The sequence below is a fragment of the Pseudomonas putida genome, assembly GCF_004357765.1.
In the GTDB taxonomy this organism is placed as follows: domain Bacteria; phylum Pseudomonadota; class Gammaproteobacteria; order Pseudomonadales; family Pseudomonadaceae; genus Aquipseudomonas; species Aquipseudomonas putida_U.
Genome location: NZ_SMTE01000006.1, coordinates 317,237 through 342,910 on the forward strand (window position 1 = coordinate 317,237; position 25,674 = coordinate 342,910).

A 25,674-nucleotide genomic window follows, 5' to 3' on the forward strand; every position below is an offset into this window, starting at 1 on the left:
GTCAGAATGGGGCATCGCCCTGAATGGTGGTGCGGTACAGCTTGCGGCGCAGGTGGGCGGGGCAGCCGGTGGCCAGGTGGATCAACGATCGGTTGTCCCAGAACACCAGGTCATGGGGCTGCCACTGGTGGCGGTAGATGTTCTGCTCGAGCACGCTCAGCGCATACAACTGCTGCAGGACATCGCGGCTTTCGTCGTCAGGCAGCCCGACAATACGGGTGGTGAAACCTTCGCTGACGAACAGCGCCTTGCGGCCATTTTCCGGGTGGGTTCGTACCACCGGGTGAATGACCTCCTGGACTTGGGCAAGCTGCTCGGCAGTGAGCGTCGGGCGCCAGTTGCCCTCGAACTTGGTCTCGGCGTAACGGGCGGTGTAGGAGTGCGCTGCACTGCGGTTCTCGACCACCTTGCGCAGGGCCTCGGGCACGGCGTCCCAGGCTTTGTGCATGTCGGCGAACAGCGTGTCGCCGCCTTCGCTGGGCAGTTCCTGGGCATGCAGCATAGAGCCCAAGCTCGGCAGTTCCTTGTAGGACAGGTCGGAATGCCAGAACTTGCCAGCATCGCCCAGACCGATGTTCTGACCGTTTTCGATGATGTTGGAGACGATCAGGATTTCCGGATGGCCGGCGAGCAGGAACTGCTTGAGCACGTGGATCTGCAGCTCGCCGAAACGGCGGCTAAAGGCAATCTGCTGTTCGGGGGTGATGCGCTGTTCACGCAAGACCAGCACATGATGTTCGAGGTGGGCGCGATGGATACGCTTGAAATCCTCGGCGTTGATCGGTTCGGCCAGGTCCAGACCGATGATCTCGGCGCCGACGGCACCGGAGAATGGGCGGATTTCAAAAACTTGCGGTTGCGCGCTGTCGATGGACGACAAAGCGTTAGAGGCGGCGGACATGGTTAACTCCCACGCAGTGCGCGACGTTCAATAGGCGCGCAACGATTAGAAACGCACGGGGATTTCCCGTGTGGGTTCACGTCGTGCGGCGCGCCGATTGGTCGGCAGGTACGCAGTGGAAGAAACTATAAATGCATAAGAAAAATAATTTAAATATCTTTATAGAATAAAGATATGGACGCTCTCCATCGCGTCAAGGCAACGGTAAATCATCGCTGTACGGCTTTTGCAGGTCGCGTTCGTTGATCTCCCAGATCAGCAATTGCGCCGGCGTCTGCTTGAAGGCCTCGCTGCCGAAATAGTCCTTCGCCGCACCACTGAATTCGCCACCATCCTTGGCGAAGTTGCCCACACTGGCACCTACGCCTTGCTCGAGGAACGGCACGAAGTTGCTGTTGCGTGAGAACGAGGTGCCGATCAGCGCGATGTTCGGCAGTTGGCTGTCACCGAACAAATCATCCTCGCTGCCGGCTGTGGCGCTGGCTTGCACCTCGAAGCGCGACGCAGTCACGGTTTCGCCTGCAGGCTGCAAAGCCTCGGGTAACCAGTCCAGCCCGGCCAGGCGCACCAGGTCGCCTGGGCGTCGTGCGGCCGGCAGCAAGGTACGTACCGAGGTCTGCTCGGGGGTTGGGGCGATCCCCGTTGCCAGCACTGCGGTCGCCAGCTGTCGCGCGGCGGCTTGCGCGCCCTGCTCGCTCCAATGCGTGTCGGTGCGCAGGAAGGCTGCGCTACCCAGTGCCTGCAAGGCCGCGGTCGGGTCGACGGTGGTGATGCCTGCCTGCTGCAAGCGCGCGTTCCACTGCTGCAGGCGCCCCTCCAATGCAGGCGCACGGTACACGCCGCACAACTGATCAGTGGCAATCCGACTCTTGTCCGGTACCAGCAACACCAACAGGCGAATGTGGCGCGCCGCCAACCAGTCGCGCACGGCCACCACTTTGTCCGCCCGCGCCTCGGCGTTGGCCTGTGCATGGGGATGGATTCGGGTTTCATCGGCCAGGAACAGCCACCCTGGGCAGCCACTGCGCACGCGCGGGCCGGTGTCGCCCACAGTGAGCCAACTGAAGCCGCGCTCCAGGTCGGCGGCGCGTTGCGCCAGCGACACGTGCGACAGCTCGTGGGCGATATGATGGGTGATTTCGCCATCGCGCACGCCCTGCCAGCCCAGGTGCTCCGGCCATAGGTCGACCTTGCCGATGAAAATCGCCCACAAGCAGGCAACCAGCCCCACCAGCATGAAAGCGAACATGCACAGGCCCGCCAACGGGCTGAGCCGGATCATCATCGGGCTGGGTGGCACCGGCGCCAGGGAAGGATCTTTCTTCGACATGGGCGCCCCTTAGAACTGGAAGTAGAGAAACGGCACGGTTTCACGGCTGGCGATCAGCGCGAACGACAGGGCGAAGCCCAGTACCGGCCACACCGCTCCCAGTACACGAAACACTCGGCGCTCGCCAAAGCGCTGCTCGGCGCGCCGTTGCCACAGTGGTAGCAACAGGCACAACGCGCCCAGGCCCGCCGCCAGACCATGCACTGGGCGCAAGGTGGCGGCCAGGGCATCGCCCAAGGCGAAGCCGTGCAGACCGAATTGGCCAGCGTACAGACTCAGTGCGGTGGCGAAGTCGGGAGCGCGGAACAGGGTCCAGGCCAGGCACACGAACAGCAGCGTCACGCTGTGTGCCAGCCATGCAGGCAAGTCGGGCAGGCCGGCACGGGTCCAGGCCCGGTCGATGCACAGGGCGATGCCATGGGCACAGCCCCACAGCAGGTAGTTCCAACTGTCGCCACCATGCCAAAGGCCGCCGATGGCCATGATCAGGAACAGATTGCGGTAAGTCTTCCACACCCCGTGGCGGTTGCCGCCCAAACCGATGTACAGGTAGTCGCGCAGCCAGCTCGACAACGAGATGTGCCAGCGTCGCCAGAAGTCCTGGATGTTGCGCGCCCAATAGGGATGGTTGAAGTTCTCCGGGAAGTGGAAGCCGAGCATCAGGCCCAGGCCGATGGCCATGGCGCTGTAGCCGGCGAAGTCGAAGAACAGCTGCAGCGAATAGGCCAGGCAACCGATCCAGGCGTCGATGAACGACGGATGCGCCTGCGTGAAGGCGACGCCCACCAGCGGCGACAGGCTGTCGGCCACCAGCACCTTCATGCTCATGCCGATCATGAAGCGGCGTGCGCCCAGGGCGAAGTTCAGCGGGTTGAAATAGCGCTGGCGTAGCTCCTGGCGCACCCAGTCGTAGCGGATGATCGGCCCGGCGATGGAGTGGCCGAACATGGCCAGGTAGGTGGCGAAGTTGGCGAAATTATGCTCGACCGGCACCACCTTGCGATGCACATCGACCAGGTAGGAAATGACCTGCAGGACGATGAACGAAAGCCCCGCCGGCAACGCCACCTTCTGCCACTCGAACGGCATCGCGCCATGGGCGCTTAGCAGCTCGTTGAAGCTGGCGGCGACGATGTTGGCGTACTTGTACCAGCACAGCACCAGAGTGTTGACGACGATCAGCCCGGCCAGCCATCGCTTGCGCCGTGACGTCGTCTCGCCACTGCTCGCCACCAATAGCCCGCCCAACCAGCCACCGATCGTCAGCACGATGTGCAGCAAGAGGAAGGCCGGGCTCAGCCAGCCATAGAAGAACCAACTGCCCAGCAGCAGTACCAGGTTTCGCCCCGAAGGCCGCGCCAATGCATAGACCAGCATGAACGCAGGAAGAAACAGCAGCAGAAACTCGAGCGAGGCGAAGACCATGGTTGTCCGTCAATAGGCGTGTTGGCGAGGTTCAGTTGGCCAGCGTGTCTTGCGCCTGATACAGGCGCGGCCCTTGGGCACCGGGGGCGAGCAACACGGTGTAGCGCTGGCCGGCAGCCAACTGGCCGAGGTCCAGCGCATCGCCACGCGGTGCACCACCGCACGTCAATTGCACTGCCAGTTTGAGCGGATTGATCGAGCGCCGCTGGGCAGTGCCGTCGGCCACATCCTTGAAGATGGCAACGTTGCCGGCCGCAGAACGCAGGCTCGGCTGGGTACAGTTAGCGTCGAGGCTGTAGAACGCCAGCGAGGCCTTCAGGGCATTGAAGTCGTCCGGCTGCTCGCGCACGGTGACCAGGCGCAGGGCGTTGCCGTCAGGCACGCCGACCACGGTGGCGAACTCGCCCGGCTGGACACTGACGTCGAGCGCCTGCTGCTGGCCAGCGAGGGCCAGGGTGCCCTTGATCGGCTTGCCGGCAGGCACGGTGAGGAAGTTCGAGGCTGCGCCCGGCGCCAGGTCAAGCCCAGCGCCGTTGGCCGCGCTCAGGTGCAGTTGCCCACTGCCGACGTTGAAGAAACGCAGAAAGGCCGCGTCTTCGCTGGGCCCGGTCGGGTACAGCGGAATCTCGGCCGCGTGGGCAATGCCCAGACTCAGTAATGCGGCCAGGCCGCCAGCGATACGACGCATCATTTGTTCCCCTTGAGACTGCCGGCTGGAAGCTTGTCGATGGCATCGACGATGGCGCCGGCCCAGGACTTGTAACCGGCGACGGTGAAGTGCTGGCCATCGGTGGTGATCCATTGGCCGGGTTTGGACAGGGTCAGCGAATCGATGTAGCTGCACGGCGCGACGTTGGCGGCGAGGAACTGCGACATCAGCTGGGTGCGCGGGTCGTTTTTCTTGTACATGCCGCCGACCTTGCCCCAGGCCGGGCCGACCCAGACGCACTTGGTGCCGGTTTCGCTGATGGCCTTGGTCAGGCTGGTGACGCTCTGCCATGCCCAGGCCTTGGGGAAGGCCGGCTTGTCGTAACTGGCCATGGTGTCGCCGATCACCAGCACCACCACGTCGGGCTTGTGCTGGGCGATCAGTTCCTTGATAGGCGTGGTGGTGGCTTCACGGCCCTTGATCTGCAGCTTGCCGTTGTCCTGTTGCACGGCACCGCAGTCGACCTTCTTGGTCACCAGCCAGTCCGCCGCGCTGGCGCCGCAGGCGCCAATGGAATAGGCGTGGCCACCCTTGGCCACCACGGCAGCATTGAGGGGCTCGGTCAGGTGGTTGGCCAGGCTCATGTGGCTTTCGCCCAGCACCAGCAGGGACAGACCGGCAATCGCGGAAGCAGGCATGGTGATCTCCTAGAATCGGTTCAATTGGAATAGGGGGAACGGTAGGGGCTGACCGGCAGCGCCATCGGTCGGTACTGGTCCTCGAACATGTAACGCACGTACATGCCCCCGTTGAATTCGCGGTAGTCCTGGGCGTTGTTCAGGCCCATGTGGCCACCGAGGAAGAAGTTGCGCCCCAGCTGGTACTCGGCGGCGGCGGCGAGGTTGTAGCCGACACCGGTCTTGCTGTCGCTGGCGTATTCCCGCTGGGCAACATCGCGAGTGGGGAAGTAGCCGACGGCGTCCTGGTGGAAGGACTGCACGCCGACCGAGCCCTTGAGCGAGACGGTCAGCCGCTCGAAACGCCGGGCATAGCTGACCGGGACGCCCAGGGCGAAGAAGCTCTGCGGACTGAAGTAGCCGCCATGACCGTAGGTGTAGTACCCCAGGTTATCTTCATAACCCATGGCCATCAGGCTCAGGCCGGCGGTGAGCTGGGTGTCTTCGCTGTTCTGCAGGTACCAGTACATGCCGCTGCCCAGCTCGGCACGGGTGTTGTCTTCGACGTGATGCCCTTTGAGGCTGTGCATCGAGCCATACACGTAGGCGCCGAACTGGCGATCGTCGTAGCTCAGCTCCAGGCGGCCGCCATTGGCCGTGACGCCGCCCCACTTCAGGCCACTGCGCTTATCCTTGCTGCCGGCGAACGAAGTGACACTGTCAGTGACCGCCCGCCGCGATGCCGTGGCTTTCCAGTGCAAATCCGGATTGCCCGCCACCGGCCGCTCGACGGACACGCCGCCGACCAGGGTGCTGTAGAGGAAGCCCTGGGGCGTGGTGCCGATATCGGCCTTGACTCCGCTGGGTTGGTTTTCGAACGCCACAGCCACACCTACGCCGGAGGCTTTCTGCGAGCCGACCGAGGCTGTGCCACCGCTGCCGAAGCGGGTGGCGGCTTCGCTGCTCGGACTGCCGGCATTGAGCGCGACCGGGGTCACGCGCAGCGCCACACGGCTGTCGCCAAGCGGCGCGCTGGCCTCCAACGGCGTCTGCACACTGCTCATGCGGCCCAGACCCGACTCGCTATCGTTACCGCTGACCTCCAGGCCCTGAACGACATAGGCACTGCGCTCCTGCTGGATATCGCTCAGGTCCCGGGCGGCCTGACTCATGCCTGCTCGCGGGTCAGGCTTGCCGGACTGGGCCGTGGTCAGGAAGGGGTTGTTGGCGTCGCTGGCGCGGCTGGCCGGGGGCAGACGGGTCGGTTGCGCCGCGGCCAGGGTCGGCGCCAGCAACGCGTCCAAAGACTGCCCCGCGCGCGGCTGGTCGGCCCGGGCGAACGGATTGCTCGGCACGCCGACCGGCGCGGACGCCGCGTAGGTGCTGCTGTCCTGCTGGCGCTTTTCCTGATTGACCACCTTGCCGAGCAATGCAGCGGCTTCGCTGGTTCGGCCCTGGAAGCGGTAGATACGCGCCGCCACGGTCAGCACCTCGGGATCGTCGGGCGCCGCTTTCAACGCCTGCTCCAGGGCCTGGTTGGCGTAGCCGTCCTCGCGCAACTGCGCCGCGACATCGGCCGCCCCGACCAGCAACCGGGCATCTTCAGGGTTGCGTTGTACCAGGGGCTGATACAGCTCGAAGGCCTTCTGGGTGTCGCCGTTGGCCGCATACATGCGCGCCAGCGCGGCGCCGGCCAAGGGATCCTGCGGACGTTGCGCCAGGGCTGGCGACAGGGTGTCGTAGGCCGCTGCCAGGTCGCCCTGCTCACGCAACTGATCGGCCTTGCGCACGCGGTAGAGGAACAGCAGATCGTCATACTGGCGGCGCTGCTCCGGGGTCAGTGACTGGCCCTGGAGATCGCGAAGGATGCCGGCGACCTCAGGCTCCTGGCCGGCCTGCAGCAGCACGCCGGCGTAACGCAGCAACAGGCCGGTGTCCGCTTGCGGACTGGCGGCCATCACCCCGCGCAGCAGGCCCAGGGCACGCTGCGGGTCCTTGGCGTCGGCGTAGGCCGAAGCTAGTTGCGCCTGGTGCTCGGGCACACCGCGGGACAGTGGCTCGAGGCGCGACAGGAATATCCGCGCTTCCTGGTAGCTGCCACGTTTGTTGAGACGCTCGACTTCCTGCAAGCGCTGACGGAACTCGACGTCACTCAGCAATTGGTTGACTTCTGCGCTGCGCGCCTCGGCCGGGATGCTCGACAACTGCTCGCGGGCCTTGCCCCACTCGCCCTGCTGCATCGAGAACAACGCCGAGGTATAGAGCGCGTCCGGATCGTTGGGTTGCGCACGCAGCAGCCCGTCCATCAGGCTGCGGGCTTCGGCGCCAGCGCCCATGCCTTGGTACAGCCGGGCCAGGCCGTAACGGGCCCAGGCATTGTTCGGGTCGTTGCGCAGGGCCTCTTCCAGCGCTGCTCGCTGGCTGGCCGTGTCGCCACGCTGCTCCGCCAGTTGCGCCTGTTGCAACGCCAGGTCGGCACGCATGCGAGCCACGCCGCCCAGCTTGGCCTGTTCCTCGCCAGGCAGTTGCTGCACTTCACGCAGAGCTTGTTCCTGCTTGCCTTGCTGGACCAGCGCGCCGACCAGGCCGCGACGGGCGTCGGCATTGCCAGGCTGCTGCGCCAGCACCTGGCGATAGAGCGACTCTGCGGCTGCCGGGTTGCTGTTGGCAGCGTACACATCGGCCAGCGCCTGCGCGGCTTCCGGCGACTGCGGGCGCATGCGCCGGGCCTGTTCGAGCTGGACCTGGGCATCGCCCAGACGGCCTTGTGCCTGACTCTGCCGAGCCTGTTGCAGCAACGACCAGTAGCGCACCTCGTCGAGCGCCTTCTGCCACGAACGTCCCCCGGCCTTCACCGCCCGGCCCAGCAATACTTCGGCATCCTCGAACCGGTTTTGCTGCTGACGCAGCACGCCGAGGCCGCCGAGGGCATCGGCGTCGTTCGGAGCGGCTTTCAGGCGCGCGGAAAACTCACGTTCGGCGCCTGCCTGGTCGCCTTGTTCGAGGGCCTTCAGGCCACGCTGGACCTGGGGGGAGCGCTGCCACCCGGCGCGACCCGCAGCGCCGTCGGATCGACCCTTGGCCAGTAGGGCACGGATCTCTTCATCGTCGGGATGGCTGGCCAGGAAGGCCTCGAACAACGACCGTTGGCCCGCATTCGGCGCCCCCAGCCAGGTCAGGGCCAGACGCCAGGTCTCGTCGGCGTCACCGCCGATGTCCTCGCGCTTGGCCAGGCGCTCCAGGGCACGGATACCTTCCTCACGGGTGTCTTCGCGGCGCACCAGGTGCTTGGCGAAGAACAGCGACACGTAAGGGTCATCCGGCTGCTCCTGGCGCAGGCGCTCGAAACCCTGCCGGGCCTCGGGCCAGTGGCCGTCGAGGAATCCCAGGTTGTTGTAGAACTCGCGACCGACCCGGCCTTGGGCCGGCTGGTTGCCCAGTGCCTTGCGGTACAGCTCGTCGGCCTGATCGCGTTGGTCGTTGTCCACCGCCAGACGCGCCTGTTCCAGCAACTTGGCGTTGGTCGGATCGGCCAGACGGATATCCTGGGCCAACTGACGAGCCTGACGCGGCTGCGGGTTCAGGGCGCGCAGGCGGGCCAGGTATTGGTTGGCCGTGGCCAGTTGCTTGTCGCCAACGGCGATCAGACCCAGGCCATACAGCGCGTCGGGCTGCTGGGCATCGAGCAGGAGCAGCTTGTTCCACACCTCGGCGGCGCGCTTGGGTTTGTCCTGGGCCTGCCAGAACAGACCCTGGTCTACCAGCAGATGCTTGGGGTCGCTGTTCTCGGCCAAGGCGGCGCCGTGTATCAGGACGGCCAGCAGACCCAGGGTCAGGGGGCTTTTGCGGAACATTCGGACTCCCAGAAGGGCTTCAATTGGCCGTTGGCGGCGAAGCGATAGCGGTGCTCGCTCCAGCCGAGGCCGAACAGGCTGAGCATGTAGTCGTAGTAAATCGAAGGCAGCTTGGGATCACGCGGACCTTGCAGGGCAGTTTCGAGCGCCTGGCGGGCGCGGCGCGCCTGCAGGTCGGCGAGCCAGGGTTGCTTGTTGGCCTGGAAGTACGGCACCAGGGCTGCGGAGAACCCGAACGGAGCGCTGCCTTCGCCATGGCCGCTGGCAAGCGCGACCTTCTCCGGCGGCACGCCGCTGACGGCGGTCAACCGGGCCATGCCCTGCAAGGCTGCCAGCACCGGCGCGGCCTGTGGATCGGCCGGGTCGGTCATGCCGGCCCACAGGTAAACGCGGATCGCATCGTAGCTGCCAAGATCGCCGGACGTCGCATCACGCACGAACAAACCCGCCTTGGCCGAGGTCGCCCGGTAGCCGACCCAATCGGCGGCCAAACCTTGACCGCCGCCCTCTCGCAAGAGCCTGACGCTGCTCTGCAGTACGCCCTTCCACGGCCCTTGGCCATCGAAGGCGGCCATCCGGCGCAACAGCGGCAGGGGCACATAGCTCGGGTTCAGGCGCCACAGGTGATCGGCCTGGGCAAAGCCGACCGGCCCCGGCAGCAAGGTCGGGCCGAGGCCCGGCAGTTCGGCCACTTCCTGCGCCTTGACCTGGCCCAACAGGGCCTGTGCATCGGCGCGATAGGCCGGCACCTGCCACAGGCGATCGGCCTCGATCAGTGCGTAGGCGAACCAAAGATCGGCATCGGACGCCGAGTTGCGGTCCTGGATCTGCCAGTTGCCGTCACTGCCCTGCCCCCACAACCAGCCAGGCAGCATGGCGCCGGGTTGATTGCCTGCAAGGTTCTCACGGCTCCAGCGCCAGATCTGCTGGAAGCGCGCACGGTCATTGGCCACCAGCGCGAAGAACAAGGCGTAGGCCTGCCCCTCGGAGGTGCTGTGATTGGCCTTGAGGCTGGACTCCAATACGCGGCCGTCGGCCTGCACCCAGCGTTCGGCGAAAGCCGTCCACATCGGCCAGGCGACCTTGCAGGCCGGCTCGGCCGCCTGGGCGGACAACCCGGCGCACAGCGCCAGGGCCAGTAACGCACGTGACAGTAGACGGACCATGCTTAATCCTTCAACCGGTTGCGAGCCCGCGCGCGCAGGCTCAGGTACAGCAACACGCTGGCCAGTGCCACGCCCGCGGCAGTGAGCACCAAGGTGCCGCCCAGGTGGCGCGACAACCACCACTGCAGGTAACGGAAGGCGCCGAGGTCACCGACGTAGTACTGATCGTCAGCCACCAGCGAGTTGACGCGGGTGCCATTGACCACCGCCAGGCTGCCCTGGATGGCATTGTCTTCGTCCTGCGCCGCAGCCATCGCTGCCGTGACTTCGCCCAGGCCCTGCGGGCTGCTGCCGGCGATGATCACCACGCTGCGGCCACTGTCCAGAGGCGATTCGAAACCGGTCAGGTAGTTGTCGACGGCACCTGCGCCCAGGGCCACGCTGCTGTTCGAGCGGCGCTGGTCGATGCGGTCGTCGCCGCTGACCCAGTCACGCATGCGATAGGCCAGGTCGGACAACTGGAAGTGCGATGGACCGCCGAGGCTGGCCGGCAGGTGCTCGGCCCAGCGCTGCAGCAGCGGCTGGTTGCCTCCCGAGGCGAACACCAGCAGGTCCTTGCCGCGCAACACGGCGTCATCGCCGGCCTGCACTACGCTGACCGCGGTGGCGGGCAAGCCGGTGGAGTCGCCGAAGTGCCCGAGCACATCGAGCAGTGCCGACACCTCAGCAGCGCCATAGCCGTCGGGCATGACCACCGCTGTCTCGGACAGATCGGCCATGCGCGTGAACGGGAAGCCGCTGTCACGGAATACGCCGAGATTGGGCAGGGCGATGAAGTGACGGTAGCCGCTCAGGTCGAGCGTCGAGGTGGGTTCGATGGTGCCGCGCATGTTGTCGATGATGATGTCGCGGCATTCGCCTTGCTTGATGTAGTCGTACATGAAGCGCAACTGCAGCGACGACTGTAGCGGGAAGCTGGCCAGCGGAATGGTCAGGTGGGCATCGCGCAGCAGGCTCTCGTCCTGTTTCAGGCGCGCCATCAGGGTCTGATCGTCCTTCAGGCGCTCTTGCGAGGGCAACGGCAACGACTTGAGGAACTTGCCGCTGATACTGACCAGCAGTGACGAATTGCTCGACACCGGTTGCGGCGTGTAGCGGTACTTCAGGTGCAGCGGCACACCAGGTTCACGCCAGGTGAACAGGTCCGGCGGCAAGCGCATCGGCAGGTTGATGGTGCCTGGGTCATAGCCGGCCACGCTCAAGCGTTTGGCTTCGGTCAACTCGCCGAGCTGCACAGGGCGATCACTGGGCAGCCAGTTGGGCGCGTCATAGGGTTTGCGTGGTTGCAACTGACTGACGCCATCGATGCTCGCCAGCTCGCCTTTCATCACGCCACTGCCACTGACCAGCGCAGCAGCGGCCTGCTTGAGCTGCCCGGCGTCGTGGCCGACGATCAGCAGCAGCTTACCGTTGGGGTCGTTGGGATTGGTGAGCATACGCACGCTGGGCTTGGCCGCAGGCTCGCCCTGGACGCCAGCCACGGACTGCCCCTCGGTCAGCAGCACCACGGCGTTGCCTTGGGCCGGCAGCTCACTGAACAGCACCGGGAAGTGCGCGCCGCGATAGCTGGCCTGGGCACCGAACCAGGACGCCACCGCGCCAGCGGCCTCCAGCTGGGCGTTGCCCGGTGTTTCGGCAAACACGAAGGGCAGCTCCAGACGCTGGGCATCGCGGCGATCGAAGAACGGCGAGGGCAGCAGGGCCAGGTCGTTGGGCAGGGTCAGCGGCGCCAACTGCAGTTGCAGTTCGCTGCCGTTGCTGACCTTGGCCCACAGACTGGAGTGCTGGGGATCCTCGCACTGCATGGTGTAGTGGCCGATCAACTGCAAGGTGAGGCGGTTGAAGTCGGTGATCAGGTGTGGCGGGATTTCCACCACCTGTTTTTGCGGGCTGCCAGCGGTTTCCTTGGGCAGCGCGATGCTTGCTGCGACCTGGTCGTTGACCAGCACGTTGAGCTGCGACATCTCGGGAAGCAGCGCAGGCGAATAGCTGTATTCCAGGTTCAGTCGAGCCGCAGTCACCACCCGGTCGGCGCGCACGTCGAAGTTGACGCTGTCGCTGCCCTCGATGCCCCGCAGGTTCAAGGTGTAGCCCGCCCCCAGCTGCTTGAGGGTGGCGTTCTGCCCCGGCACGCTGGCCTCGGCGACGGACTCAGCAGCGGCCTGTTCGTCGGCACCGACGGAGCTTGCCGCGAGGCACAGCAGGGAGAACGGCAGCACGAGTGCGAGCCGGCGTGTTGGCTTGCCGATGACAGAGAGGCTCATGGATTCCTCGGAGGATGATCGCCAGGCGAGAGAGGTGAAGGACGTACCCGGTCAAGCGCCGCATCGAGGGTGGCGCGCGCCAGCTGAGCGATCCCGCGCAAGCCGATGCGTGATACCTCGCGCAGGGCCGACAGCGGTGTGTCGCTAGCCTGGCCCCAGGCGTTGGCCCAGGTGTCGGCACGGGAGAAGGTCAGTCGGGTCAGGTCGAACTGCTGTTGCAGGTTGAGCTCGTGGAAGGTCAGCCCAAGCGCCGTGCCGCGGCTGAAGACCACCTGGGCGGGCAATACGCACTCCTGTTCGTCGAGGAACAGCGAAACCTGCACCTGCTCGCCACGGGGGACGGAAACACCGTCGGGCAGGGTCAGCCCCACGCCGCGCTGGGAGAAGTCGTTGGTGGTGCAGACCACGGTCTTGCCATCAGCCAGGCCAATGGTCGCCGGCAATGTCGCGAACACCCGTGGTTCGGCGCGGATCTGCCGGGTTTCACTGGCCACGGCGACGGCGGCGGCACTGATGATGATGTTGTACAGCGTCCAGCCCAGGTTGATCAGCAATGTGGTGGCGCTGGCCTCGGGGTCGAAGGCCAGCTTGTACACGCCGAGCGCCGCACCCAGCAGGTTCAGGGTCAGCACCACGATATAGGGTCGCGCCAGCTTCCAGTCGAAGTAGCCTTTCTCGATCATGCCGCCCTTGGCCGTGACGTTGAAACCGCCAGCCTTGGGGTTGATCATCGCCATCAATACCGGGCGCATGATGTACCAGGCCAGCACGGTCTCGTAGACCTCGTTCCAGAACGAATGGCGGAAACGGCCCTGGATAGTCGAGTTGGTGACGCTGGCGATGAGGATGTGCGGCAACGCGTAGGCCATGATCAGCAGCGCAGGCGCCTGGAATACCTGGGCCTCGAACAGCAGGTAGGCCAGCGGCGCGGTGAGGAACACGATGCGCGGCAGGCCATAGAAGAAGTGCAGCATGGCGTTGAGGTAGCACAAGCGCTGCCCCAGGTTGAGACCCTTGCCCAGCAATGGGTTGTCGGTACGGAAAATCTGGGCCATGCCCCGTGCCCAGCGGATACGCTGGCCGATATGCCCGGACAGGCTCTCGGTAGCCAGGCCCGCTGCCTGCGGCAGTGGCAGGTAGGCGGTGTTGTAGCCACGGCGGTTGAGCTTGAGCGCGGTGTGGGCGTCCTCGGTCACGGTCTCGACGGCGATGCCACCAATCTCCTCCAGTGGCTTGCGCCGAATCACTGCGCAGGAACCGCAGAAGAAGGTGGCATTCCACAGGTCGTTGCCATCCTGGATCAGGCCATAGAACAGCTCGCCTTCGTTGGGCACGCTGCGGAAGGTTTCGAGGTTCTTCTCGAACGGGTCGGGCGAGAAGAAATAATGCGGAGTCTGCAACAGCGCCAGCTTCGGGTCCTTGAGGAACCATCCCATGCACACCTGCAGGAACGAGCGGGTCGGCACATGGTCGGCGTCGAACATGGCGATGTATTCGCCGTGGGTGTGACGCAGGGCGTTGTTGAGGTTACCGGCCTTGGCATGAGTATTGTCGCCACGGGTAATGTAGCCGATGCCCGCGGTTTCGCAGAACCGGCGGAATTCGTCACGGCGGCCGTCATCGAGCACGTAGACATTGAGGCGGTCCCGAGGCCAGTCGATGGCCAGGGCAGCCAACGCGGTACGGCGGATGATTTCCAGCGGCTCGTTGTAGGTCGGGATGAACACGTCGACGCTCGGCCACTGCGCACTGTCGGCGGGCAGCGGATGGGGCTTGCGCTGCAGCGGCCAGGCGGTCTGCACGTAGCCAAGCAGCAGCACCAGCAGGGCATAGAGCTCGGCGGCGACCAGACCATAGCCGAAGAACATGTCCAGCGGACTCTCGAAACCCAGGGAGGACGTCAGCCGCCAGTACAAGTAGCGCAGCGAGGCGATCACCGACATCACGGTCATGGCCAGCACCGCCAGTCGGCTGCCACGGCGGCGCAGCAACAGTGTGCCGCCAAGGCAGGCAGCGCAGAACAACATCTGCTCTTCAAGCTCGAATGGCACGGTGACCACGACCATCAGCATGATCAGCGCGGCTACACCGAGCAACAGGTCCCAGGCTTTGTGCGCACGCCAGCCCTCACCTGCCTTGAGCAGGTTTGTCCTGGGCTGATTCATTGTGCGGCTGCAGTGGCGACTGCCAACCGCCCGATCAACGCTTGCGCGCAGTCGAGAATGTCGTGGCAGCCGCGACCGTTGGGGTCGTAGCCCAGCACGTTGCGGTTATAGGCGAGCGCTTCGCTGATCGACTGGTCGCGGTGAACGATGCCGATCAAACGTTTGCCTAGCAGGCCGCGCAAAATCTGCGTGATGTCTTTGTTCAACTGGCGCGAATAGTCGACCTGATTGATGACATACGCAGCGCCGGTGAAGTCGTCGCGACCTTGGGTGTAGGCGGTGATCAACTTGTCGATCTGTGGCAGCGATGTGTACGACGCCGGATCCGCGAGGCTGACGACCATGGCCAGATTGGCAACCGACAGGGCCTGGCGCAGGTAGACCGAGGGCCCTGGTGGCGTATCGATGACCACGATGGCGCCATTGGCGATCTCCATCTCGGCCAGGTGGCGCGCCAACCACAGTGGATCATGTTGCAGGTTATGTTCGAACGCCGGACGCTGTTGTTCGTCGATAAGGCCATGGGCCACTACCAGCACGCCCTCCTCGCTGACCCGCCCCATGCTCTGCCACGGCTGGCCGGCCTGGACGACGCCGGCATCTTCCAGGACATTGGCCTGGGCATCGGCGGGCGTGAAGTGGTGATGCAGGGCATTCTGCGGGTCGAGATCGACGGCAACCACCTGGCGTCCGCTGCGGCGCAGCGCACTGGCGAGGTTGGCGGCCATGGTCGTCTTGCCAGCGCCACCTTTGGAGGACACCACCGCGATGACGCGCAGGTGAGCGAGATCGGGGCGAGCCTGGTCGATCAGCGGTGCGCTGACAGGCGTCGGGGTCGGTGCTTCGGCGAGCTTGGCCAACAGGTTGCGCAGCCCCGCGGGCGACCAGTCGGATGCCTCCGGCGCGACGTTTGCCAGGGTTTGCGGTACGCCAGCAGGTACTTCGGCCTGCGCGGGTGTAACCACCGGCGCGGCGCTCGATGCACTCACTGGGGATACGACAGGCGCAGGAGAGCCGGACAGCAATGGCCAGCGCCCGGAGGCTCCGCGTCCAGTGTCATCACGTGTGAACTCCTGATACTGCTCGGGTTGACCGCCAAACTGCTTGAACAAACTACGAATATCGTTCGAGGCACTCATCTGATACTACGCACTTAGTGATTAGTCAAAGTTCAGGCGTTCACGCGACAATTTTCTGTCAAAAAATCGTCGATTTTCGGTATGCCAAACGTGATCTGTCAATTTTACAACGCGCTTGCGCTGCGATGTCAAGGTGCCATTGCCAGGAGTTGATGGGCGGCATGTGGCAAAACGTCGCAGATCACGTTCACGGGGATCCGACCATCAGACGCTCGAGAGGCGCCTCGGGAGTCACTTCCTAGCTGAAAAGGCAGAAAAAAACAGCACGCAGGCCCAGCCACAGGCGCGTCGGGGGAACTTTGCCTAAGCTGCCCACACGGACTCATCGTAACGAGGATGGACACCATGTTTTACGTGCAACGTGACGAGCAGGGGCAGTTGCTACGGGTGGAAGCTGCTCCCTACGAAGGCTTCACGGACATCCTCGCGGCCGACCACGCGGACATTCAGGCCTGGCTTGCCGCAGATGCGGTCCAGAGCAGTCTGAAACAACTTGAGCAAAGCGACCTGGACATGATCCGTGTGCTCGAGGACCTGATCGAGGTGCTCACCACCAAGGGCGTGATCAGCATCACCGACCTGCCACCGGGAGCGCAGGCCAAATTGCTCAGCCGCTCCACCGCGCGCAAGGCACTGGGCGGCCTGAACAACCTGATTGCGGATGAAGACGAAGATCGCTTGATCTGACGATTGGGTTGCCTATGCCGACCCTATCCCAGGCAAGCCGGCCCCTACTCATCGGGCCAAGGCGCAGGCTCGCCCACCCAGCGCCCTTGCACGCCCTGCACGCCCATCTCCCGCAGTACCTGCCACTCGCCCTCGGTTTCCACCCGTTCGGCGATCAGCGGCAGGTCGATACTGTGCGCGGCGCGCTGAATGGCTTCGATGAACAGCCGCTTGTGCTGTTCGTGCTCGATATTGCGCACGTGACTGCCATCGATCTTCAGATAGGCCAGGCCCAGGTGCGCCAGGTTACCGATCATGCTGAAGCGCCCACCGAAACGCTGCAGTGCCAGGCTGAAGCCCAGGTCACGCAAGTGCCGGGTGAGTTGCTCCAGCACGGGCTGCTCGGGTAGTTGTTCTTCACCGAGCTCCAGCGTCAACCGCGACCCGAGCGCACCGTGCCGGGCCAACAGCTCGAACACCTGTTGAAGCGCTTTGGCGTCGGCCACGGTGGCGGCGGACAGGTTGAGCGCCAGCGCCTCGTCGTGCGAGCGCATGTGCGCGAGTACTTTCTCCAACATCAACAGATCCAGTCGCGGCATCCAGCCAAAGCGCTCCAACCAAGGCAGGAAGCGCCCGGCAGCCAGCGCTTCGCCGTGGTCGTCCTGGAGCCTGGAGATCACCTTGTAATGCAACACCCGAGCAGGCTCCTGGCTATCCGCCACCGGCTGGAAGAACAGCGCAAAGCGCCCTTGGATCAACGCCTGGTCAAGACGTTGGTGCCACGCGTGGCGGCTGTCGACCCGCTCGGCAACCGCACCTTGCTGCAGGCATACCCAGGTCGGCCGACCCTGGCTCTCGGCCCGCGACACGGCCTCATCGGCCAGCTCCAGCAGCGCATGTGGCGAATCGCCTGGCACGTATGGGGCCAGACCGATGCTCGCGACCGGGTCGACATCGCTGGCGCCGGTCTGATGAAGGCTGCGCAGACCCGTTTCCAGTGCCTGGGCCAAGTGCACGGCCTCCTCGAATACCAAGCCTGGGGCCAGCACCGCGAACTCACCGCCGCGAATGCGGGCAATCAAGTCATCGGTATGTGCTAGACCAGTACAGGCCTGGCGCAACTGGTCCGCCACGGCCTGCAACAACTCGTCAGCACGCTGGCCACCCAGACGCGCGTTGATGCCGGCCAGGTCATGCATGCGCACGACCAGCACGTAACCGGGCCGCACCTCTTCCTGGGTGCCCAGCCTGGCGTTGAGCTGCATCTCGAAGTAGCGCCGGTTGGCAAGGCCGGTAAGGTTGTCCTGGTATGACTCGGCGCGCAGTTGTTCACTGCGTTCGGCCTGCTCGCTGAACAGCTGCTTGAGCTTCTCTACCATCTGGTTCATCGCCTGCACCACTCTTCGCAGCTCGGGCGTGCGGGGCAACTTCGACTGGCTGAGAAACTCGCGCCGGGCAATGGCTTGGGATTGCTCGACCATGTAGTCCAGTGGGCGCAACTGACGGCGCAACAACAGCGCACCGAGGGCGGCACTTACGGCACCGCACAACAGCAGCCAGCCGAGGCTGCCCAAGGCGGCCTGCCATAGCTTGGCAAGGGCGAACATCGGATGGCTGACCACCTCGACCCGTGCAGCCTGCTGCCAACCCCGGCTGACGATGGCATCGCCGGCCGCCGGTTCCAGGCCGATCAGGCGAATGAACCAGGTCGGCACTTCACCGCTGTCAGGCTCTGCGTGCCGCTCGACCAGTACGGCGTTGGAGCCCACATCGAGAACCTTGATGCTGGAGTAGTAACCGCTGTCGAAGATTGAGCTGACCATCAACTCGACCATCGCCGGGTCGTCGATATTGGGCGTGAGCGACAAGGCCAGGGCGGTGGCGGCGTCCTGCGCATGGGAGCGCAACTGATTGACGTACTGGCTGCGAGAGGTTTCCAGGCTGACCACGAAGCTGCCCGTGAACGCGACCACCAGGAACAGACAAATAGCCAGCAGCAATTGTTTGAACAGTGACATCGACGCTCCTTCAATACACGGGTTCGCCGTCGAACCCTTCGGCCTGCATTTTTTTCAGCAACTCCTGCCAGCGCGACAACCGTTTGGTATCCCCCACCTTCTTGTTGCCGGCGGCATTGGCCAGCCACATACCCTCACCATTGAAGGCGTACACCGGCAGCAGGTCGTTACGCTGGCCCGCGGGCTTGATTGCGTTCATCAGGCTGTCGAGCACCAGGGGTTCGGACTGGGGGCTGGCGTAATAGGTCAGCACCATGTGCGCGCGGTTTTGGGTCAGCGCCTTGACGTAGGTGATGCGCAGCTTTTCGCTGGGAATCCCCATACGTCGCAGGCTGAAGTACTTGGCGATAGCATAGTCCTCGCAATCGCCGGCGCCCTTCACCAGCGACTGGATCGGCGTGGCCCAATAGTCCACTTCGTGCCACAGGTCGATGTCTTCCACATACCGCAGTTGCTGGTTGAAGAACTGGTTGACCACTTGCAGGCGCTGGATCTCGCTGCCTTGTGCCTGGGTCGACAGCAGGCGCTGCCAGGCATCGATGCGTTGCTTGCCCTGGCCGAGCGGCCCGTACAGGGCCTGGGCGCGCTGGCTGATCTGGGCGAAGTCCCAATCCGCGTGCAGGCCCATGACCATCGCGCCAAGCAGCACGGCCAAGGCCAGGCGTAGCACCGAAGGTTTCAAGGCTCGAATGGCCACCACTGCCGACACCTGTGCGAGCTGTTGCGAAACGCCGATGTTGCTCCCTGACGTGGGAAAACGCCAATGACCGCGAACGGCATCATCGCCAATGGTCGGCTCGACGAAACTTTCCATGGCTGGCACGGTGATCCAGCTTCCTTTGCACATAGACTTGATACACGATAGCCGCGTTTTCGCACGGCTTGACCCCGCTTCGGATGGCGACGGTTTGACAGGCTGGTCGGTCTGTCTCTAGGTTGATTGGATCCAATTACTGTTTTCGTCGAGGCGTAGTTCCGGGTGGCCGTAAAAATCAAACTGAGCAGTGTGTTCGGCCCCGAGCAGGTCCCGGCGCACGAGGCCCGTGGGGTGATTGAAGAGCGCCTGCGCAGTGCCATTCTCGATGGCCGGCTGGCTCCTGGCACCGCCGTGCGCCAACAGGAACTGGCGACCTTGTTCGGCGTCAGCCGCATGCCAGTGCGCGAGGCGCTACGCCAACTCGAGTCGCAGGGGTTGCTGCAGGTCGAAATGCACAAAGGGGCCGTGGTCGCGCCATTGATCGGCGAAGATGCGATGGATACCTACGCCCTGCGTGTACTGCTCGAATCCGAGGCGCTGCGCCAGTCGGTACCACGACTCACCCCAGAGGACATCGATCAGGCCCGTGATTACATCCGGCAACTGCAAGAGCAAACCGAGCACGCCGAGCTGGGCCGCCTCAATCGTCTGTTCCACATGACCTTGTACAGCAAGGCCAGTAACCAGAGGCTGCTGCGGTTGATCGAGCACGAGCTCAACCAAGAAGAGCGTTTCCTGCGCTTTCACCTCTCGTCCATGGGACTGGGCACACTGACCCAGGACGATCACCTGGCCTTGCTGGACGCTGCCAGTCAGCGCCAGGTAGAGACCGCGGTACAGGTTCTGGAGGCGCACTTGAACAAGGGAGCGCAAACCATTCGCGCGTATCTGGACCGCCAGCCTGCCAGCCACGGCTAGCACCGCCAGCCACGGTGGCAAATTCCGGTTGCAAATCTACGAGTCGCCGGCCAACAATGAGAGTCATTATCATTAGTAACATTGTCTGCCATGGCTCCCAACGACTCGGTGCACACGCTCTATAGCCATCATCACGGCTGGCTGCACAATTGGCTGCGCAGCAAGCTGGGCAATGCCGCCGATGCCGCGGACCTTGCCCAGGACACCTTCGTGCGCCTGCTGCAGCGCCGCGAAGCCCTGGAGCTCAGCGCCCCGCGGGCCTTTCTGCGAACCGTGGCACGCGGTCTGGTGATCGATCACTGGCGCCGTGAAGAACTGCACCGTGCCTACCTCGAAGCGCTGGCCCAGGTGCCCGAAGACCAGGCGCCCTCCGTCGAGACCCGCGAGCTTTTGCTGGAACTGCTCGAACGCATCGCGCGCCTGCTCGATGGCCTCAAACCGAAAGTGCGCCGCGCCTTCCTCCTGGCTCAGTGCGATGGCCTGAGCCATAAGCAGATTGCCGAGCACATGGGCATTTCTCTGCGTTCGGTGGAGCGCTATGTCGCCGACGCGCTCTACCATTGCTATCTGCTGCGCTATGAAGACGAACGCTGAAGCGATGCGTGCAGCAGCCCCCTCGGCAAAGGCCGTCAGACAAGCCATCCAGTGGATGCTCAGGTTGCGCGAGAGCGGCGACAACCCTGCCCTGACTCGGCGCTGCGAGCAGTGGCGTAACGCTCAGCAAGAACATGAACAGGCCTGGCAACGGGTGATACGCCTGCACCAGGACCTAGACCTGCGTGCCGTACCCGGCGCCGGGTTGGCCTTGCAGACATTGGAGACCAGCCAGCGCCGGCTGCACCGACGCCAGGCCCTGAAATTGCTGGGCGGGATCGCGATGGTGGGTACGAGCGGCTGGTTGGCCAGGGATCTGGCGCCGGTCCGCGTCTGGACATCCGACTACGCCACGGCCACGGGCGAGCGGCGTAGCGTCGATCTGGCCGATGGCGGTTTGCTGCAAATCAACACGCGCAGCGTGGTGGATCTGGATTTCGACCTGACACGACGTCTGTTGCGGCTGAAGCAGGGTGAACTGCTGCTCACCTGCAGCGACCCCGCCGCCCCAGGTCGCCCACTGCTGGTGCAAACCCGTGAGGCATTGCTCGAGGGCTTCGCGGGCCGTTTCAATGTTCGCCAGGACGCCGACTGCACCCGTGTCACCGTCGGCCAGGGGCAGGTCGCACTGCATCGACCCGACGGCCAGTTGCAGTGGTTGGAGGGCTCCCAGGACTGGCGCATCGATGCCCAGGGCGCGCGGCGTCTGGAGCAGGTGGAAATGGATGGCATGGCCTGGAGTGAAGGCCTCATCGTCACCCGCGACATGCAACTGGTGGATTTCCTCGCTCAGATCAGCCGCTATCGCCACGGCTATCTGAGCTGTGCCGATGAAGTCGCCGGCTTGCGCCTCTCAGGTGTGTTTCGTCTCGAAGACCCCGAGGCCTTGCTGCAACTGCTGCCGCAGACGCTACCGGTGCAGTTGCGACAGCGGACGCGGTGGTGGACCCGGGTAGAGCGACTGGGCTGATGCCGAGTCGATTCGCTGATTTTTTGGCGGGTTTTGCTCAGGTGTCCGGCTAGGACAGTAAGCGATGTCTTCTGCCCTCACTCATCACGGACCTTTTCATGCCCTTTGCCTCACGCTCGGCCCTGCCTCTCGTCGAGAACGATCGTCGACCCGCCCTCAACTCTGCTCACCTGGGCAAAGCGGCCCGCGCAGCCCTGTTCGGCACCGCGCTGGGTCTGGCTGGCAGCCCTTCGCTGCTGCAAGCTGCCGAATCGACCCCGACCCACCAGGCCTACGCCATCGCCCCAGGCCAATTGAACGACGTGCTCAATCAGTTCGCTCGTCAGGCGGGGATAACTCTGTCGAGCACGCCACAGCTTACCGGTCAGTTGCAGTCCAACGGTCTGCAGGGGCAATACTCGCCTGGACAAGGGCTGCACATGCTGCTGCAAGGCACCGGCCTCGAAGCGGTCAGCCAGGACGGCCGCAGCTATGTGATCCAGCCTCAAGCCGACAGCGCCGCACTGTCATTGCCCAGCACTGATGTCCGCGGATTCAGTCTCGGCAACGCGCTGGGCAGCATGGACGGCTACAACGCTACTCACAGCCAGGTAGCGACCAAGACCAGCACACCGCTGGTCGAGACCTCGCAGTCGGTGTCGGTGGTCACCCGTCAGCAGATGGATGACCAGGGCGCGCAAACAGTCGCCCAGGCCATGCGCTATACCCCGGGAGTACTGACCAACCCCTACGGCGCAACCCATCGCTATGACTATGTGGCCATGCGTGGCTTCAACGACGGCTCGGTGGACAACATCTACCTCGACGGTTTGAAGTCCATGGGCGACAACGGCACCTACAGCACCCTGCAGGTAGACCCGTATTTCCTCGAACGTATCGATGTGCTCAAAGGGCCCTCGTCAGTGCTCTACGGGCGCAGCTCACCAGGGGGGCTGGTAGCGCTGACCAGCAAGAAGCCACTGTTCACCCCTTATCATCAGGTACAGGCCAGCGCCGGCACCCAAGGCCAGCGGGGCATGGGCTTCGACTTCAGTGGTCCGATCGATGAGGACAAACGAATCGCCTATCGACTGACGGGTCTCGCGGACGCTTCCGACACCCAATTCGATCACAACAAGGAAGAGCGCTACACCATCGCTCCTGCAGTCAGCATCGACTTCACCGAAGACACCTCCCTGACCCTGCAGGCCTATCTGCAACATGATCCCAATGGCGGCTATCACGGCGGCAACCCGGCCGATGGCATGCTGCACCCGCGCAATGGCCTGCGGCTCTCGGATCACTTCTTCGAGGGCGAACCAGGGATCGACAACTACGAGCGCACTCAACAGTCGTTCAGCTATCAGTTCGAACACCGCTTCAATGATGTGTTCACCGCGCGGCAGAACTTCCGCTATCAGGATTCCGACGTGTCCATGGACCAGGTCTACTCGGCTGGTTGGGCGGATGCTGACAGCAACATCCTCAATCGCGCCTATACCGGCGGCGATGAGCGCCTGCATTCCTACATCATCGATAACATGTTGCAGGCTGAATTCTTCACGGGTGCTGCCAAGCACACCTTGCTGCTGGGTGCCGATTACCAACGGCGCAAAGCCGACGTGACGTGGCGCTATGGCAGCGTCGACCCGCTGGATGCCAGCAATCCACAGTATGGCCAGGGCAACCTTCAAGTGCTGGGCGAAAACCGCTACCAGCGACGTCTACAGCAAACCGGGGTGTACCTGCAGGATCTGCTCGAGCTGGATCAGTGGCGCTTCTCCCTGGGCCTGCGCCAGGACTGGGTCAAAGTGTCTGAAGAAAACCGCGACAGCAACACCAGGGTCAGCGACAACCGCTCCAACTTCACGACTCGCGCAGGGGTGCTGTACCTCTTCGAGAACGGTGTCGCGCCTTACGTCAGCTATTCGGAGTCGTTCAACCCCAACACCGTCTCTGACCAGAACGGTCGCCCACTGGCGCCAACCGAGGGCACCCAGTGGGAGGCAGGCATCAAGTACCAGCCACCGGGTACCGACAACCTGTTCACCGCCTCGGTGTTCCGCATCGAGCAAGAGAATCTGGCCTCCAAACAGCCGGACGAAAACTTCTACCGCGCTGTCGGCGAAGTGCGCTCCCAGGGCCTGGAGCTGGAAGCCCACGTACAGGTGACCGAAAACCTGAAGCTGCTGGGTGGCTACACCTTCACCGACATCGAGTACTCCAGGTCGATGCCCAGCCTGGTTGCCCCGGGTGTGGACAACAACGGCAACTCGCCAACCCAGGCGCCCAAGCAGATGCTTTCGCTCTGGGCCGACTACAACTTCCATCAGGGGCCCCTCGATGGCCTACGCCTGGGCGGGGGTATGCGTTACGTGGGCTACAGCTGGGTGGACGCGGAAAACAGCATGAAGGTGCCCTCCTACACCCTGTTCGACGCCTCGGTTGGCTATGACCTGGGCAAAGTCGGCCTCAAGGGCGTGGATGTTCGCTTGAATGCCAACAACCTGACCAACGAAACCTACATCGCCTCCTGCGCGAGCCTGAACTACTGCTACATGGGCGAAGAACGCAATGTCAGCGCCACGGTCAGCTATCAGTTCTGAGCCCGTCACCGAGCAACACCGAGCCAGCGCCTGATCCCAGGTGCTGGCTTTTTCGTTTCTGGCGTTTTCTGGAGTTTGACGAGATGCGTCGACTATCTGTACTGCTGCATCGTTACCTGGGGTTGCTGACCGCGGTATTCCTGGCCTTGGCGGGACTCACCGGCAGCCTGCTGGCCTTTCATCATGAACTGGACGAGTGGCTCAACCCGCAGTTTTACGAAGCCCCGGCCAAGGGTGCTCTCCAGCAGCCAGGTCTGCTTGTGGATAAGTTGCAGGGGGAACATCCTCGTCTGCAGGTCTGGTACATGGAGTATCCACAGGAGGCAGGGCATGCGGCGCTGCTGGCCATGGTGCCACGCAACGATCCTGTCACCGGCTCCCCCTACGCCGAGAAGAACACCGTCTTCTACCTGGACCCGGTCAGCGGCGACACCCTCGGCCAACGCTATTGGGGCGACTGTTGTTTCTCCCGGGAGAACTTCATGCCGTTCATCCTCGAATTGCATTACAGCCTGACCCTGCCGGGTAATTGGGGACTGTTGTTGATGGGCAGTGTGGCGATCCTTTGGGTAATCGACTGTTTCATAGCCCTGTTGCTCACCCTCCCCCGCGGGCGCCCGTTCTGGCGCAAGTGGTCAACGGCATGGAAGATCAAGGGTGGACACAGTTACCGGCTGAATATGGATATCCACAGGGCGGGCGGACTGTGGTTGTGGTTGCTGCTGCTACCGATCGCCATAAGCAGCGTGGCGATGAATCTGCCAGCACAGGTGTTCAAACCAGCCGTGTCGTTGTTCTCACCGGTAGCGCCAAGCGTCTATGAGGCCCGTGGCGCGATGCCGAAGGAGCAACTGGGGGTTACCCAGCTGAACTACCAGCAAGCCTACCAGCGGGCTCAGGAAGAAGGCGCGAGGCTGGGGCTCACGGCCCCGATTGGCGAGCTCTACTACAGCTTCGAATACAACTTCTACGGCGCGGGTTTCGGACAGCATGACACCGAGGCCCACGGCAAGTCCTGGTTGTTCTTTCACGGCAGCGACGGACGCCTGCTCGGCGAGGAGATCGCCGGTCAAGGTACGCTGGGTGAGCGCTTCTATAGGCTGCAATTACCGATCCATGGTGGGCGGATCATCGGCCTGAGTGGACAGATCCTCATCGCCATACTGGGCCTTGTGATCGCCGTGCTGTCGTTTACCGGCGTGTATATCTGGTGGCGCAAGCTCCAGGCGCGGCGCCTGGGCAAGGCACGCAAGGTTGCGATCGGGTAGCCGGAAAAGACAAAGCCCCTGTCTGCATGGCAGACAGGGGCTTTGTGATTGAATCTTGACGATGACCTACTCTCACATGGGGAAACCCCACACTACCATCGGCGATGCATCGTTTCACTGCTGAGTTCGGGATGGGATCAGGTGGTTCCAATGCTCTATGGTCGTCAAGAAATTCTGTGTGCCGGCCCGTCCTGCGGACGTACCAGCGAATCTCTGTACTCTCACCTAAAGACAAAACCCCTACCTGCTCGCGCAGATAGGGGTTTTGCGAAATGAATCTTGACGATGACCTACTCTCACATGGGGAAACCCCACACTACCATCGGCG

General features: G+C 63.7%; 18 protein-coding genes and 1 rRNA gene. 6 read left to right on the plus strand and 13 right to left on the minus strand.

Annotated elements, in window-relative coordinates; translation table 11 throughout:
* Position 1 precedes the first annotated feature (1 nt).
* The 10 genes from E2H86_RS11470 to bcsQ form a co-directional block, all read right to left on the minus strand.
* A complete protein-coding gene (locus E2H86_RS11470) occupies positions 2-901 on the minus strand; it encodes a TauD/TfdA dioxygenase family protein (RefSeq protein WP_133327786.1) in 900 nt (299 codons plus the stop codon).
* Positions 902-1,094: 193 nt separating this feature from the next.
* The gene (locus tag E2H86_RS11475) at positions 1,095-2,231 is read right to left on the minus strand and encodes an alginate O-acetyltransferase AlgX-related protein (RefSeq protein WP_133327788.1); all 1,137 of its coding nucleotides are present in this window, start codon (positions 2,229-2,231) and stop codon (positions 1,095-1,097) included.
* Positions 2,232-2,240: 9 nt separating this feature from the next.
* Complete coding sequence (locus tag E2H86_RS11480; protein WP_133327790.1) at positions 2,241-3,656, minus strand: MBOAT family O-acyltransferase; 1,416 nt, start codon at positions 3,654-3,656, stop codon at positions 2,241-2,243.
* A 31-nt stretch (positions 3,657-3,687) separates the two neighbouring features.
* Complete coding sequence (locus tag E2H86_RS11485) at positions 3,688-4,347, minus strand: alginate O-acetyltransferase AlgF (RefSeq protein ID WP_409977272.1); 660 nt, start codon at positions 4,345-4,347, stop codon at positions 3,688-3,690.
* The gene (locus E2H86_RS11490; RefSeq protein ID WP_133327800.1) at positions 4,344-5,003 is read right to left on the minus strand and encodes an SGNH/GDSL hydrolase family protein; all 660 of its coding nucleotides are present in this window, start codon (positions 5,001-5,003) and stop codon (positions 4,344-4,346) included. Before E2H86_RS11490 ends, E2H86_RS11485 begins: the two co-directional genes overlap by 4 nt.
* A 20-nt stretch (positions 5,004-5,023) precedes the next feature.
* Positions 5,024-8,836, minus strand: coding sequence for a cellulose biosynthesis protein BcsC (locus tag E2H86_RS11495; protein ID WP_133327802.1), 3,813 nt, complete (start codon positions 8,834-8,836; stop codon positions 5,024-5,026).
* Complete coding sequence (gene bcsZ, locus E2H86_RS11500) at positions 8,815-10,002, minus strand: cellulose synthase complex periplasmic endoglucanase BcsZ (protein WP_133327804.1); 1,188 nt, start codon at positions 10,000-10,002, stop codon at positions 8,815-8,817. Before bcsZ ends, E2H86_RS11495 begins: the two co-directional genes overlap by 22 nt.
* Positions 10,003-10,004: 2 nt before the next feature.
* Positions 10,005-12,266 (minus strand): cellulose biosynthesis cyclic di-GMP-binding regulatory protein BcsB, encoded by a 2,262-nt coding sequence (bcsB, locus tag E2H86_RS11505; protein ID WP_133327806.1) that lies wholly within the window; start codon positions 12,264-12,266, stop codon positions 10,005-10,007.
* On the minus strand, positions 12,263-14,431 hold the full coding sequence (gene bcsA / locus E2H86_RS11510; RefSeq protein ID WP_133327808.1) for a UDP-forming cellulose synthase catalytic subunit: 2,169 nt from the start codon (positions 14,429-14,431) through the stop codon (positions 12,263-12,265). The genes bcsB and bcsA overlap by 4 nt, the downstream gene beginning before the upstream one ends.
* Positions 14,428-15,570 carry a cellulose biosynthesis protein BcsQ gene (gene bcsQ / locus E2H86_RS11515; RefSeq protein WP_207955623.1) on the minus strand — a complete coding sequence of 381 codons (1,143 nt, stop codon included), beginning with the start codon at positions 15,568-15,570 and terminating at the stop codon, positions 14,428-14,430. Before bcsQ ends, bcsA begins: the two co-directional genes overlap by 4 nt.
* 345 nt (positions 15,571-15,915) lie before the next feature.
* Here bcsQ and E2H86_RS11520 point away from each other — a divergent pair, with 345 nt between their 5' ends.
* Entirely contained in the window at positions 15,916-16,257 is a 342-nt protein-coding gene (locus tag E2H86_RS11520; RefSeq protein WP_133327810.1) for a tryptophan synthase subunit beta, read from the plus strand.
* A gap of 44 nt (positions 16,258-16,301) precedes the next feature.
* Here the strand turns inward: E2H86_RS11520 and lapD are convergent, their stop codons facing one another.
* Positions 16,302-18,254, minus strand: a complete 1,953-nt coding sequence (lapD, locus tag E2H86_RS11525; RefSeq protein WP_133327811.1) for a cyclic di-GMP receptor LapD — start codon at positions 18,252-18,254, stop codon at positions 16,302-16,304.
* 10 nt (positions 18,255-18,264) lie between these two features.
* Entirely contained in the window at positions 18,265-19,077 is an 813-nt protein-coding gene (gene lapG / locus E2H86_RS11530; RefSeq protein ID WP_397466924.1) for a cysteine protease LapG, read from the minus strand.
* 156 nt (positions 19,078-19,233) lie between these two features.
* On the opposite strand from lapG, the gene E2H86_RS11535 reads away from it, so the two are divergent.
* The 5 genes from E2H86_RS11535 to E2H86_RS11555 all read left to right on the plus strand — a co-directional run bounded on the left by E2H86_RS11535 (position 19,234) and on the right by E2H86_RS11555 (position 25,346).
* A complete protein-coding gene (locus E2H86_RS11535) occupies positions 19,234-19,929 on the plus strand; it encodes a GntR family transcriptional regulator (protein ID WP_133327813.1) in 696 nt (231 codons plus the stop codon).
* A 90-nt stretch (positions 19,930-20,019) separates the two neighbouring features.
* Positions 20,020-20,523 (plus strand): sigma-70 family RNA polymerase sigma factor, encoded by a 504-nt coding sequence (locus E2H86_RS11540; RefSeq protein WP_133327815.1) that lies wholly within the window; start codon positions 20,020-20,022, stop codon positions 20,521-20,523.
* Between the two features lie 4 nt (positions 20,524-20,527).
* Positions 20,528-21,493 carry a FecR domain-containing protein gene (locus E2H86_RS11545; RefSeq protein ID WP_133327816.1) on the plus strand — a complete coding sequence of 322 codons (966 nt, stop codon included), beginning with the start codon at positions 20,528-20,530 and terminating at the stop codon, positions 21,491-21,493.
* Positions 21,494-21,663: 170 nt separating this feature from the next.
* Positions 21,664-24,078: a TonB-dependent siderophore receptor gene (locus E2H86_RS11550; protein ID WP_133327828.1), complete on the plus strand. Its 2,415-nt coding sequence runs from the start codon at positions 21,664-21,666 to the stop codon at positions 24,076-24,078.
* A gap of 83 nt (positions 24,079-24,161) precedes the next feature.
* On the plus strand, positions 24,162-25,346 hold the full coding sequence (locus E2H86_RS11555) for a PepSY-associated TM helix domain-containing protein (protein ID WP_133327817.1): 1,185 nt from the start codon (positions 24,162-24,164) through the stop codon (positions 25,344-25,346).
* Positions 25,347-25,399: 53 nt separating this feature from the next.
* Here E2H86_RS11555 and rrf read toward each other — a convergent pair.
* Positions 25,400-25,515, minus strand: a 5S ribosomal RNA gene (gene rrf, locus E2H86_RS11560).
* Positions 25,516-25,674: the final 159 nt, after the last annotated feature.

What these genes read in the sequence shown, in the direction of transcription:
- E2H86_RS11470 (WP_133327786.1), bottom strand. Translation starts at nt 901, where the DNA reads ATGTCCGCCGCCTCTAACGCTTTGTCGTCCATCGACAGCGCGCAACCG.
- E2H86_RS11475 (WP_133327788.1), bottom strand. Translation starts at nt 2,231, where the DNA reads ATGTCGAAGAAAGATCCTTCCCTGGCGCCGGTGCCACCCAGCCCGATG.
- E2H86_RS11480 (WP_133327790.1), bottom strand. Translation starts at nt 3,656, where the DNA reads ATGGTCTTCGCCTCGCTCGAGTTTCTGCTGCTGTTTCTTCCTGCGTTC.
- E2H86_RS11485 (WP_409977272.1), bottom strand. Translation starts at nt 4,347, where the DNA reads ATGATGCGTCGTATCGCTGGCGGCCTGGCCGCATTACTGAGTCTGGGC.
- E2H86_RS11490 (WP_133327800.1), bottom strand. Translation starts at nt 5,003, where the DNA reads ATGCCTGCTTCCGCGATTGCCGGTCTGTCCCTGCTGGTGCTGGGCGAA.
- E2H86_RS11495 (WP_133327802.1), bottom strand. Translation starts at nt 8,836, where the DNA reads ATGTTCCGCAAAAGCCCCCTGACCCTGGGTCTGCTGGCCGTCCTGATA.
- bcsZ (WP_133327804.1), bottom strand. Translation starts at nt 10,002, where the DNA reads ATGGTCCGTCTACTGTCACGTGCGTTACTGGCCCTGGCGCTGTGCGCC.
- bcsB (WP_133327806.1), bottom strand. Translation starts at nt 12,266, where the DNA reads ATGAGCCTCTCTGTCATCGGCAAGCCAACACGCCGGCTCGCACTCGTG.
- bcsA (WP_133327808.1), bottom strand. Translation starts at nt 14,431, where the DNA reads ATGAATCAGCCCAGGACAAACCTGCTCAAGGCAGGTGAGGGCTGGCGT.
- bcsQ (WP_207955623.1), bottom strand. Translation starts at nt 15,570, where the DNA reads ATGAGTGCCTCGAACGATATTCGTAGTTTGTTCAAGCAGTTTGGCGGT.
- E2H86_RS11520 (WP_133327810.1), top strand. Translation starts at nt 15,916, where the DNA reads ATGTTTTACGTGCAACGTGACGAGCAGGGGCAGTTGCTACGGGTGGAA.
- lapD (WP_133327811.1), bottom strand. Translation starts at nt 18,254, where the DNA reads ATGTCACTGTTCAAACAATTGCTGCTGGCTATTTGTCTGTTCCTGGTG.
- E2H86_RS11540 (WP_133327815.1), top strand. Translation starts at nt 20,020, where the DNA reads ATGGCTCCCAACGACTCGGTGCACACGCTCTATAGCCATCATCACGGC.
- E2H86_RS11545 (WP_133327816.1), top strand. Translation starts at nt 20,528, where the DNA reads ATGCGTGCAGCAGCCCCCTCGGCAAAGGCCGTCAGACAAGCCATCCAG.
- E2H86_RS11555 (WP_133327817.1), top strand. Translation starts at nt 24,162, where the DNA reads ATGCGTCGACTATCTGTACTGCTGCATCGTTACCTGGGGTTGCTGACC.